The organism is Mycobacterium sp. UM_Kg27 (assembly GCF_000972905.1).
Classification (GTDB): domain Bacteria; phylum Actinomycetota; class Actinomycetes; order Mycobacteriales; family Mycobacteriaceae; genus Mycobacterium.
The window spans coordinates 1-11253 of record NZ_JRMM01000135.1; the positions used below are offsets into that span (position 1 = coordinate 1).

The window sequence follows — 11253 nt, forward strand, 5'->3', positions numbered from 1 at the left end:
GAGATGTGTATAAGAGACAGGTATGGAAGTGTTCCGCGTGATCGACGGCAGGATCACCGAGGTGTGGAATGACGGCTACAAGCAAGGGGTTTGGGCATGACTGACCGGGTCCTCGACGAACTGGGCTACTACTTGCTGGCCGGCGCCGGCGGGGAAGGCCCGGCCGCACTGATGGATGAAGCCCGCCGTGGGGAGGGACTCGGGTTCGGGACCGCGTTCATCTCCGAGCGCTGGAACGTCAAAGAGGCGTCGTCGCTGGTCGGGGCCGCGTGTGCGGTCACCGACCGGATGCAGATCGCCACCGCGGCAACCAATCACAACACCCGCCATCCATTGATCACCGCGTCATGGGCGACCACCATGCACCGATTGTCCGGGGGACGGTTCACCCTGGGCATCGGCCGCGGTGTGGCTGCCATGTACGCCGCGTTCGGGATCCCGAACGTCACCACCGCGCAGATGGCCGACTTCGCGCAGGTGATGCGCCGACTCTGGACAGGCGAGGTGATCTTGGGTCACGACGGGCCGATCGGCCGCTATCAGGTGCTGTTCTTGGACCCGGACTTCCATGAAGACATCCGGCTGGCGCTGGTGGCGTTCGGGCCGAAGACGCTCGAGTTGGGCGGCACGTTGTTCGACGACGTCATCCTGCATACCTACTTCACTCCGGAGACCTTGCAGCGCAGCGTGAAAACGGTGAAGGACGCCGCGGAACGAGCCGGCCGCGACCCTGCCAGCGTGCGGGTGTGGTCGTGCTTCGCCACCGTGGGCGATCACCTGCCCGAAGATCTGCGGCTCAAAAAAACGGTGGCGCGCCTGGCCACCTATCTACAGGGCTACGGCGACCTGCTGGTGCGCACCAACAACTGGGACCCGGCCGTGCTGCAGCGCTTCCGCGAAGACCCGGTGGTGACATCGATCCCGGGCGGTATCGACCACAAGGCCACCGCCGCGCAGATCGAGCACATCGCGACGTTGATCCCCGACGAGTGGCTGGAACCGGCGGCCACCGGCTCCGCCCGGCGCTGCGCCGAGCGCATCCGCGAGGAGTTCGGCTACGGTGCCGACGCGCTGATCATGCACGGTGCCACCCCAGACGAACTGGAGCCGGTAGTGGCCGCCTATCGCGATATCGCGGGGTAACTGCTGACACTCAGTCCAGGCCACCGCGGATGGCGTCGAACGCCTCGCCGAGGACCTGTGGCAACACCAGCGACTCATCGCCCAGCCAGCGTTCGTATGCGCTGAGCGCCACCCCCAGCATCATCCACGCCACCGTCTGCGGACGCAGCTCATCGGCGTCCAGACCCGCCCGGCGTGCCACGAACTCCGCGATGACGTTGCGCCAGCCGGCGTACATCGTCATCGAGTAGGCCTGCAGCTCATCGGTCTGCAGGATCACCCGCATCCGCCGGCGGTGCCGCGCTGTCTCACTCGCGCCGAATGTGTTGAACGCCAACAGCGCCGCACGCAGCGCGTCACCGAGTGGCGCCGCGGGCTCGATAGCGTCCAGCAGTTCCCGCAATTGGTGCAGGTGCGCGTCGAAGTCTCCCCACGGGATGGCGTTCTTGCTGGCGTAGTACCGGAACACCGTGCGACGGCCGATGCCGGCGGCCTGCGCTATGTCATCAACGCTGACCTCGCCGAATCCGCGGGCGGCGAACAGGTCGATCGCCACGTCGGTGATGTGCTGCGGGGTGGTGGAGCGACGCCGCCCGGCGCGTGGCTGCGGACCCGGCGTACCGCCCATCTGACAGCCCCACTTCCTTTACGGCACTCGATGCCATATTCTGTCCGAGATTGTGACCGACACGACAGTCCTTTGTCGAACCCGAACGTGAGAAAGGCCCGCGTCATGGACCAGAACCAGCAGAACGACACCAATGCCGAGCTCGTGACCGAAAGCCTGGTCGAAGAGGTGTCCATCGACGGCATGTGCGGCGTCTACTGACCATGCCGGAGGTCGCCGTGGCCTCGGAGGCAACAGCGTTCGACCCCGACCGCGGCTGGGAGCTGCACCCGCAGGTGGCGCTCCGCCCGGAGTCGTTTGGTGCGCTGCTGTACCACTTCGGCACCCGTAAGTTGTCGTTCCTGAAGAACCGCACCATCGTCGAGGTGGTGCGGTCTCTTCCGGACCACGACGATGTCCGATCCGCCTGCCGCGCAGCCGGAGTCGACGATGCCGATCAGGGTCCGTACCTGCATGCGCTGCGCGTGCTGGCGGATTCGAAGATGCTGATGCCCAGGGAGGGCCAATGACATCCGTGGCACCGGTGCCCCGGCTTATCGAACAGTTCGAGCACGGGCTTGACGCTCCGATCTGCCTGACGTGGGAGCTGACCTACGCCTGCAACCTGGCGTGCGTGCACTGCCTGTCCTCGTCGGGTAAGCGCGACCCCCGCGAGCTGTCCACGCAGCAATGCAAGGACATCATCGACGAACTCGAACGCATGCAGGTGTTCTACGTCAACATCGGTGGCGGGGAACCCACAGTGCGCTCGGACTTTTGGGAACTGGTGGACTACGCCACCGAGCACCACGTCGGGGTGAAGTTCTCCACCAACGGTCTGCGAATCACCCCCGAGGTGGCGGCCAAGCTGGCAGCCAGCGACTACGTCGACGTCCAGATCTCCCTGGACGGCGCCACCGCAGCGGTCAACGACCCGATCCGCGGCCCCGGCTCGTTCGACATGGCGATCCGGGCCCTGGGGAACCTCGCCGCGGCCGGATTCTCCGACGCCAAGATCTCAGTCGTCGCAACCCGCCACAACATCGACCAGCTTGATGACTTCGCCGCCCTGGCCAGCCGCTTCGGCGCCACGCTGCGCATCACCCGGTTGCGGCCATCGGGACGAGGCGCCGACGTGTGGGATGACCTGCACCCGACCGCCGACCAGCAGGTTCAGCTCTACGACTGGCTGGTGGCCAACGGGGAGCGGGTGCTCACCGGCGACTCCTTCTTCCACCTGTCCGGCCTCGGCGCGCCCGGCGCGCTGGCCGGGCTGAACATGTGTGGTGCGGGGCGCGTGGTGTGCCTCATCGACCCCATCGGTGATGTCTACGCCTGCCCATTCGCCATCCACGACCGTTTTCTGGCCGGAAACGTGCTGTCCGACTCAGGATTTGGGACGGGCTTCGGCAACGTCTGGAAGAACGCCCCGCTGTTTCGTGAACTGCGGGAGCCGCAGTCCGCCGGCGCCTGCGGAAGCTGCGACCACTACGACAGCTGCCGGGGCGGCTGCATGGCGGCAAAGTTCTTCACCGGCCTGCCACTGGATGGACCCGATCCGGAATGCGTCCAGGGTTACGGTGCACCAGCGCTGGCCGCCGATCGCACCAAGCCCCGCCCAGCCACGGACCACTCCCGCGGCAAGCCGATCACCACTGTGGTGCCGTTGACGCTGTCGATGCGTCCGCCGGCCCGCCTCTGCAATGAAAGTCCAATCTGATCATGGCTCGTAATGTCTGGTTCGAAACTGTCGCTATTGCCCAGGAACGAGCCAAAAAGCGGCTCCCGAAGTCCGCTTACTCCTCGCTGATCTCGGCCAGCGAAAAGGGTCTGACGGTCAGCGACAACGTGGCGGCGTTCAGCGAACTGGGATTCGCCCCGCACGTGGTGGGTGTACCGGCCAGCCGCGAACTGTCGACAACCGTGATGGGGCAAGAGATCTCGATGCCGGTGATGATCTCGCCGACCGGCGTGCAGGCGGTCGACCCGGAGGGCGAGGTGGCCGTCGCGCGGGCGGCCGCGGCGCGCGGCACCGCGATGGGTCTCTCATCGTTTGCCAGCAAGCCGATGGAAGAGGTCATCGCGGCCAACCCCAAGACCTTCTTTCAGATCTACTGGCTGGGCGGACGCGACGCGATCGCCGAGCGGGCAGAGCGTGCCCGGGCGGCCGGGGCCGTCGGGATGATCGCCACCACCGACTGGAGCTTCTCGCACGGGCGGGACTGGGGCAGTCCCACGATCCCGGAGAAGATGGACCTCAAGACCATGGTCAAGATGATGCCGGAGGCTCTCACCAGGCCCGGATGGTTCCTGCGCTGGGCCAAGACCATGCGTCCGCCGAGCCTGCGGGTGCCCAACCAAGCGGGCCCCGGCGAGGCCGGGCCGCCGTTCTTCCAGGCCTACGGGGAGTGGATGGGCACCCCGCCGCCCACCTGGGAAGACATCGCCTGGCTGCGTGAGCTGTGGGGCGGGCCCTTCATGCTCAAGGGCGTGATGAGGGTGGACGATGCGAAACGTGCTGTGGACGCGGGTGTTTCGGCCATCTCAGTCTCCAACCACGGCGGCAACAACCTGGACGGCACCCCGGCGACGATTCGGGCGCTTCCGGCCATCGCCGAGGCTGTGGGCGACCAGATCGAAGTGTTGCTGGACGGTGGCATCCGGCGGGGCAGCGATGTCGTCAAGGCGGTGGCGCTGGGAGCGCGTGCGGTGATGATCGGACGCGCCTACCTGTGGGGGCTGGGCGCCGCCGGACAGCCCGGGGTGGAGAACGTCTTGGACATCCTCCGGGGCGGCATCGACTCGGCCCTGATGGGCCTCGGCCGGGCCTCGGTGCACGATCTGTCGACGGACGACATCCTGATTCCGGCCGGATTCACCCGGGCGCTGGGCGTGCCCGCCGCCGGGGTCTAGGCGGCCGGCCGGGGTCCGCCTCTCGTCGGAGCTGCGTATCCACCTGCTAAATCGGCGCCAGTCCTGATACGCCCGTGGCGTACGGGACGGACGTGATCAGCTGAGACCATTTCGGGCCTCTGCCGCGAAAAATTAACGCCTGTCGTAGTCGCCAACAACTGGTGTACGACAGGTGAATTCGCTTACCATCGTCCGATGGCGGTTGGCGGCGAGCTCGGTAGATCGACGTGGAGCGAGCTGCAGAACCAGCTACAAGGTCAGCTGCCGGGGCGGGGGATGATGCTTCTGGTCCCGGTGGGGTCGACCGAGCAGCACGGCCCGCACCTACCGCTGGACACCGATACCCGGGTCGCGCGGGCGCTCGCCCAGCAGCTGGCCGAGCGGTCGGCGGGTGCCGGGGCGGGGCCCGGCACGGCGGTCGCGCCGGCCATTGCCTACGGGGCCAGCGGCGAGCATCAGAGCTTTGCCGGCACCATCTCGATCGGCACCGAGGCGCTGATCCAGCTATTGCTGGAGTACGGCCGCTCCGCCTGCTGCTGGGCGCAGCGGGTGGTCTTCGTCAACGGCCACGGCGGCAATGTGCCGGCCCTGGTCGAAGCGGTACGCCTGCTGCGGTTCGAAGGCCGCGACGTGGCCTGGCTTCCGTGCGCCGCCCCGGGCGCCGATGCTCACGCAGGTCACACCGAAACGTCTCTGCTGCTGCATCTTTCGCCGGACAGCGTGAGGTTCGACCGGGCGTTGCCGGGCAATCGCGCGCCATTGGCGGAGTTGCTGCCCGCAATGCGCGACGGCGGCGTCGCCGCGGTGAGCGCCGTCGGGGTGCTGGGGGACCCCACCACCGCTACCGCCGGTGAGGGACAGCGAATCTTCCGCGAGATGGTCGACGCCGGGCTGGCGGCCATCGGTGCCTGGGCCCCCGGCCCGGATGGGATGCTGCGATGAGCGCGGCTCGGCTGCCGGACGGCTTCGCCGTGCAGGTCGATCGGAAGGTGCGGGTCCTGGGGCGGGGATCCACCCTGCTGGGCGGTTCGCCGACCCGGCTGCTCCGGCTGGCGCCGGCCGCCCAGGGGATGCTGTCCGATGGCCGGTTGGAAGTACGCGACGCCGTCAGCGCACAACTGGCCAGAACCCTGCTCGACGCCACCGTCGCCCACCCACGGCCCGCCGGCGGGCCATCATATCGAGACGTGACTGTGGTTATTCCGGTGCGAGACAACATCATCGGGCTGCAACGGCTGGTAACGGCGTTGCGCGGACTGCGCGTCGTGGTGGTGGACGACGGATCGCAGATCCCGATCCGCCAGGAAGATCTGACCGCAGCCCACTGCTGCGAGGTGCAGGTGCTGCGCCACGAGGAGAACCGGGGCCCGGCGGCCGCACGTAACACCGGGTTGAGGGCCTGCACGACGGATTTCGTGGCGTTCCTGGATTCCGACGTGGTGCCGCGCCGGGGCTGGCTGGAGGCCCTGTTGGGGCACTTCTGCGACCCGGCCGTGGCTCTGGTCGCCCCCCGCATCGTCGGCATGGCCGACAGCGGTCACCTGGTCGCGCGGTACGAGGCGATCCGTTCGTCGCTGGACCTGGGCGGTTGCGAAGCGCCGGTGGTGCCATACGGCAAGGTCGCCTACGTCCCCAGCGCGGCCATCATCTGCCGCTCCAGCACGCTACGCGAGCTGGGTGGCTTCGACGAGGCACTGCACTCCGGTGAAGACGTCGACCTGTGCTGGCGGTTGGTGGACGCGGGCAGCAGGCTGCGCTACGAGCCGATCGCGCAGGTTGCCCACGATCATCGGGTGGATCTGCGGGACTGGGTGGCGCGCAAAGCTTTTTACGGAGGCTCGGCGGCACCGCTGTCGGCCCGTCATCCCGACAAAGCCGCACCCATGGTGATCTCCGGTTGGGCGCTGGCGGGTTGGGCGTTGATGGCGCTCGGCTCGGCGCTGGGCTATCTGGTCTCGCTGGCGATCGCCGCGCTGACCGGACACCGGGTGGCCCGGTCTATGCGAGGCCCAGACACCGCGCCGGCGGATGTCCTGATGGTGACGCTGCGCGGACTGGCGAGCGCCGGGCTGCAGCTCGCCTCGGCACTGTGCCGGCACTACTGGCCGGTCGCCATACTGGCAGCGTGTGTGTCACAGCGGTGCCGCAAGGCGCTCCTGCTGGCGGCCGTCGCCGACGGGGTGGTGGACTGGCTGCGGCACGCCCGCAGTGAAGACGACTCCCGGCCCCTGGGGCTGCCGGCCTATCTGCTGCTCAAACGAGTCGACGATCTGGCCTACGGCGCCGGCCTGTGGACCGGGGTGGTGCGCGAACGCAACCTTGCCGCGCTCAAGCCGCAGATTCGCAGCTAGGCCGCCTTGACCGTTCCGGTGGTACACAGCGATGCGCTGGTGGTGGGGGCTGGAAGCGCGGGATCGATTGTCGCGGCCATGCTCTCGTCGGATCCTTCGTACACCGTCACGGTGCTGGAATCGGGCCCAGGGCTCCAGGATCCGGTCCTAGCCGCCCAGGCCGCCGACGCGCTGACGTTGCCGATCGGCCCTGCCAGCCGGCTGGTGCATCGCTACCGCGCCGAGCTGATCAGCGGGGCCGGCAATGCGCTGACGATCGTGCGGGGGGCGGCTGTGGGAGGCTCCGGCGCGGTCAACGGGGGGTATTTCTGCCGGGGGCTGCCGGCAGACTTCGCCGGCTACCCGGCGGGCTGGGCGTGGGAGCAGTTGCTGGAGTCCTTTCGGGCCGTCGAGACCGACCTCGACTTCCAGGGCCCCCAGCACGGCGACGCCGGCCCGATACCGGTTCGTCGCACCCGTGAAATGTGCGATAACACAAAGCGATTCAATGATGCCGTGCAGCGAGCAGGGTTCGATTGGATCGACGATCTCAACGACGCGACGCTGACCACGAAGTACGGCGCGGGCGCCGTGCCGCTCAACATCACTGCCGACGGCGTACGCGCTGGGCCGGGTATCGCATACCTGCGGCCGGCGCTGTCGCGGGACAACCTTACGGTGCTCACCCAGACTCGGGCGGTCCGCATCGCCATCGAAGCCGGCCGAGCCATCGCAGTCGAAGCGATCGGCGATCAGGGTCCCCTCACACTGACGGCGGATCGAATCGTGCTGTGCGCCGGGGCGATTGGTTCAGCGCACCTGTTGATGCTGTCCGGTGTCGGTGAGGAGACGATGCTGCGCGACGCGGGTGTCGCGGTGCGGGCAGCGCTTCCCGTCGGCGCGCACTGTGCGGATCACCCGGAATGGCTGGTGGCGGCGGAATGGCCGGGCACGCCGGGTCGCCCCGTGTTGGAGACCGTGCTGCATTATGAGAACTTGGAGATCCGGCCCTACACAGCAGGTTTCGCCACCATGGTCGGTGAGGCCGTCACGCCCGATCAGCCGCAGATCGGGGTTGCGCTGATGACTCCACGTGCTCGCGGCCGGATAAGCCTGATCTCGGCGGACCCGCAGGTAGCGCCTCGCATCGAACACCGCTATGACACCGAGCCCGAGGATCTGCTGGCGTTGCGCCGCGGAGTGGACCTGGTCAAGCAGATGCTGCCGTTGCGCGATGTTGGTGCCGAACCACGCTGGTCGACATCACAGCACCTGTGCGGTAGTGCGCCGATCGGAGCGGACGGCGACCAGACGGCGGTGCTCGACGCGCACTGCCGGGTGCGTGGCATCGACGGGCTGTGGGTGATCGACGGCTCGGCGCTGCCCCGGATCACCAGTCGCGGGCCGCACGCGACGATCGCGATGCTCGCGCACCGTGCCGTGACACTGCTGTGCGGTCAGGACCGCAGCCGGTAGCGGATCGGCAGGTGCTTGAGGCCGCCGACGAACGTCGTCGACACCAACTGCGGCTCACCGGCCAGTTCGATGGCCTCCAGCCGCGGCAACAGAGCGTTGAAGAAGCTACTGATCTCCATACGCGCCAAAGCCGATCCCACACAGAAGTGCACACCATGGCCGAACGCCAGATGCTTGTTCGGGTCGCGCCCGACGTCGAAGGCGAACGGGTCGTCGAACACGTCCTCGTCGCGGTTGGCCGAAACGTAGGACAGATAAACCGATTCGCCCTCGGCGATGGGCACACCGCGCACCTCGGTATCGGCGGTGGCGGTGCGCATGAACTCCTTGACCGGCGTCACCCAGCGGATGATCTCCTCGACCGCGGTCGGCATCAGACGCAGGTCCGCTCGCAGCCGCTCGCGCTGATCGGGGTGTTCGACCAGTGCCCGCAGGCCACCGCTGATCGCCGCGCTGGTGGTGTCGTGGCCGGCAGTGGCGATGATGACGTAGTAAGAGGCGCTGTCCACATCCGACAGCGGTGCGCCGTCGATGGTCGCGTTGGCGATCGTGGAGGCCAGGTCCTCGGTGGGTTGTGCGCGCCGCGCCGCGGTCAGCGCTCCGAAGTAGGAGAAGAAGTCGAGCAGCACCGGCAGCTGTTCCTCGGGAGTCAGGCCGCGGCGGTACTCCTCGTCGTCGCCGCCGAACAATTCCTGGGTCAGCCGCAGCATGCGACCGAAGTCCGTCTCCGGCAACCCCAGCAGCGACATGATGACGAACAGCGGGTAATTGACCGCGACCTCCTGGACGAAGTCGCACTCCGGGCCGAGTTGCACCATCTTCTCGACGTACTGTGCGGCGAGCTCGTCAATGCGGGTCTTGAGCATTCGCATGGCCTTGGGGCGGAACCAGTCTGAGACGATTGCGCGCATCTTGTGGTGTTGCGGATCGTCCATGTGGATCAGCGTTCGCAGACCCATCCCGGACTCCAGCAGGGATTGCTGTAGGTCGTCGGCGTCGGCTGGCGCCAGCAGGGGACGCGGCGCGTTGATCCACAGCTGGTTGTCGCGTTCGATCTCCATGATGTCGGCGTGGCGGGTGATGGCCCAGAACGGGCGGTAGGGCCGATGGTCGACCAGCGACACCGGTGCGTGTGCGCGCAGATGGGTCAGGGCTGCGTGCAGACGGGGCTCATCGGCATAGGCGCTGGGGTCGACGAACACCTGGGCGGCCTGGTCGATGATCGGTGTGCTCATACCCTGCTCCTCGACAATATTCTTGACACGTGTCAGGTTTGAAGCCAGTGTTGCGGATCTCCGGCCGTCGTGGCGGCGCTTTGGGCTGATCCACCCCGATTAGGCTCTTCGACCATGTCGATCGGATCGTGTCGGTGGGGTCGCCGGGTCGGCGCCGTCGTCTTGGCGCTGGCCGCGGTGCTGGCCGGCGGGTGCGCGCGCTCGGACGGGGCGGCGTCGCACCCGAGCGTGGGGCCCCGGGCGGTCGCGCTCAACGCCGACGTGGTGCGGACCGGCTCTGGCCTGCTGAGGGGCGCCGTGGGTCCGGATCACCGGCTGTTTCAAGGGATCCCGTACGCCGCGCCGCCGGTGGGGCCGTTGCGGTGGCAACGCCCGGCGCCGATGCCGGCGTGGCCGGGCGTGCGTGACGCGGTCAGACGCGGGCCCTGGTGCATCCAACCGGACGCCGCCGACGTGGACCCGATCAGCGAGGACTGCCTGACGCTCAACGTCTGGACGCCCACCGGCTCAGCCGCCGAACCGCTCCCGGTCATGGTGTGGATCCACGGCGGCAGTTTCATGCGGGGGGCCGGCGACATCTACCACGCGCAACGGCTTGCCGTCCGCGGACGCGTCATCGTCGTCACGATCAACTACCGGCTGGGGGCGCTGGGCTTCCTGGCCGACCCGGCGCTGGGGGACCCCGGCAACTATGGCCTGGCCGACCAGCAGGCGGCCCTGCGTTGGGTTCGCGACAATATCGACGAATTCGGCGGTGACCCAGACAAAGTGACGATCGCCGGCGAGTCTGCCGGCGGTATGTCGGTCTGTGACCACCTGGCCGCCCCCGACTCCGCCGGCCTGTTCCGGGCCGCCATCATTCAGAGCGGGCCGTGCCAGGCCCAGGTCGAGGTATCCGAGGCGCAGCGGATCAGCCGTGAGTACACCGAATCGCTGGGATGCGGCGAGCGAGCCACCGCACCGCAGGACCCGGACGAGCAGACGGCGTCGTGCCTGCGGGCGTTGCCGCCCGAGCGGCTGGCCAAGCCGTTGTGGTACTCGCGGTTCGGCACGGATCGCCTCAGCGGGCCGGTGGTCGGCGGCGCGCTGCTGCCCAAGGATCCGGTGCGGGTGTTCCGGGAGTCGCCGGCCGAGGGCGGGCCGGCGGGCACGCCGGTGCTGCTGGGGGTCAACCGTGATGAGTTCACCATGTTCGTCGCGCTGCGATATCTCCGCGTCGGACAGGAGATCACCGCCGCGGAATACCCCGAGGAGCTGCGCGATACCTTCGGCCGCGACTCGGCCGCCGCGGTCGCCGAGCACTATCCGCCGGGCCGGTTCGACGGCAGCGTCTCGCTGGCCTACGCGGCCGCTGCGACGGACGACATCTTCGCCTGCCTGGCCGACCGGATGGCCCGGGGCCTGAGCGGCGGCGCGCCCGTCTACGGCTACGAATTCGATGACCCGCACGCACCGGCTCCGGAGTTGTTCGACCAGGTGCCGTTCCCGATCGGCGCGACCCACTCGCTGGAGATGCGCTATCTCTTCGACATCGGCGGTGCCCCGCCGCTGGACCTGTCTCTTATACACA

The 11253-nt window shown here is 68.1% G+C and carries 11 protein-coding genes and 1 pseudogene; 10 read left to right on the forward strand and 2 right to left on the reverse strand.

The genetic code is table 11. The features are described 5' to 3' along the window. Window positions 1-19: 19 nt before the first annotated feature. Window positions 20-100, forward strand: a pseudogene (locus LI94_RS22490) (nuclear transport factor 2 family protein); the annotation flags it as partial. After that, on the forward strand, window positions 97-1143 hold the full coding sequence (locus LI94_RS17580) for a TIGR03857 family LLM class F420-dependent oxidoreductase (RefSeq protein WP_024440427.1): 1047 nt from the start codon (window positions 97-99) through the stop codon (window positions 1141-1143). The pseudogene LI94_RS22490 and the gene LI94_RS17580, both read left to right, overlap by 4 nt. A 10-nt stretch (window positions 1144-1153) precedes the next feature. Here LI94_RS17580 and mftR read toward each other — a convergent pair whose 3' ends face one another. Then, the gene (gene mftR, locus LI94_RS17585) at window positions 1154-1750 is read right to left on the reverse strand and encodes a mycofactocin system transcriptional regulator (protein WP_024440426.1); all 597 of its coding nucleotides are present in this window, start codon (window positions 1748-1750) and stop codon (window positions 1154-1156) included. 105 nt (window positions 1751-1855) lie between these two features. On the opposite strand from mftR, the gene mftA reads away from it, so the two are divergent. The 7 genes from mftA to mftG all read left to right on the forward strand — a co-directional run bounded on the left by mftA (window position 1856) and on the right by mftG (window position 8448). Next, window positions 1856-1951, forward strand: coding sequence for a mycofactocin precursor MftA (mftA, locus tag LI94_RS22495; protein ID WP_081654424.1), 96 nt, complete (start codon window positions 1856-1858; stop codon window positions 1949-1951). Window positions 1952-1953: 2 nt separating this feature from the next. Then, complete coding sequence (gene mftB / locus LI94_RS17590) at window positions 1954-2259, forward strand: mycofactocin biosynthesis chaperone MftB (protein WP_046301999.1); 306 nt, start codon at window positions 1954-1956, stop codon at window positions 2257-2259. Next, window positions 2256-3449 (forward strand): mycofactocin radical SAM maturase, encoded by a 1194-nt coding sequence (gene mftC, locus LI94_RS17595; RefSeq protein ID WP_046302000.1) that lies wholly within the window; start codon window positions 2256-2258, stop codon window positions 3447-3449. The genes mftB and mftC overlap by 4 nt, the downstream gene beginning before the upstream one ends. A 2-nt stretch (window positions 3450-3451) precedes the next feature. Continuing rightward, entirely contained in the window at window positions 3452-4642 is a 1191-nt protein-coding gene (mftD, locus tag LI94_RS17600) for a pre-mycofactocin synthase MftD (protein WP_046302001.1), read from the forward strand. Between the two features lie 195 nt (window positions 4643-4837). Next, the gene (gene mftE / locus LI94_RS17605) at window positions 4838-5584 is read left to right on the forward strand and encodes a mycofactocin biosynthesis peptidyl-dipeptidase MftE (RefSeq protein WP_046302002.1); all 747 of its coding nucleotides are present in this window, start codon (window positions 4838-4840) and stop codon (window positions 5582-5584) included. Continuing rightward, a complete protein-coding gene (mftF, locus tag LI94_RS17610) occupies window positions 5581-6993 on the forward strand; it encodes a mycofactocin biosynthesis glycosyltransferase MftF (RefSeq protein WP_046302003.1) in 1413 nt (470 codons plus the stop codon). Before mftE ends, mftF begins: the two co-directional genes overlap by 4 nt. Before the next feature lie 6 nt (window positions 6994-6999). Continuing rightward, entirely contained in the window at window positions 7000-8448 is a 1449-nt protein-coding gene (mftG, locus tag LI94_RS17615; RefSeq protein WP_046302004.1) for a mycofactocin system GMC family oxidoreductase MftG, read from the forward strand. Here mftG and LI94_RS17620 read toward each other — a convergent pair. Then, the gene (locus LI94_RS17620) at window positions 8430-9683 is read right to left on the reverse strand and encodes a cytochrome P450 (protein WP_024440419.1); all 1254 of its coding nucleotides are present in this window, start codon (window positions 9681-9683) and stop codon (window positions 8430-8432) included. The genes mftG and LI94_RS17620 overlap by 19 nt on opposite strands. Window positions 9684-9797: 114 nt before the next feature. On the opposite strand from LI94_RS17620, the gene LI94_RS17625 reads away from it, so the two are divergent. Beyond that, window positions 9798-11253, forward strand: a 1456-nt coding sequence (locus LI94_RS17625) for a carboxylesterase family protein (RefSeq protein ID WP_046302005.1), incomplete at its 3' end; no start/stop codon positions are given.

Coding starts and splice junctions, on each gene's coding strand:
- mftE (WP_046302002.1), top strand. CDS start 4,838: ATGGCGGTTGGCGGCGAGCTCGGTAGATCGACGTGGAGCGAGCTGCAG.
- mftC (WP_046302000.1), top strand. CDS start 2,256: ATGACATCCGTGGCACCGGTGCCCCGGCTTATCGAACAGTTCGAGCAC.
- LI94_RS17580 (WP_024440427.1), top strand. CDS start 97: ATGACTGACCGGGTCCTCGACGAACTGGGCTACTACTTGCTGGCCGGC.
- mftR (WP_024440426.1), bottom strand. CDS start 1,750: ATGGGCGGTACGCCGGGTCCGCAGCCACGCGCCGGGCGGCGTCGCTCC.
- mftF (WP_046302003.1), top strand. CDS start 5,581: ATGAGCGCGGCTCGGCTGCCGGACGGCTTCGCCGTGCAGGTCGATCGG.
- mftA (WP_081654424.1), top strand. CDS start 1,856: ATGGACCAGAACCAGCAGAACGACACCAATGCCGAGCTCGTGACCGAA.
- mftD (WP_046302001.1), top strand. CDS start 3,452: ATGGCTCGTAATGTCTGGTTCGAAACTGTCGCTATTGCCCAGGAACGA.
- LI94_RS17620 (WP_024440419.1), bottom strand. CDS start 9,683: ATGAGCACACCGATCATCGACCAGGCCGCCCAGGTGTTCGTCGACCCC.
- mftB (WP_046301999.1), top strand. CDS start 1,954: ATGCCGGAGGTCGCCGTGGCCTCGGAGGCAACAGCGTTCGACCCCGAC.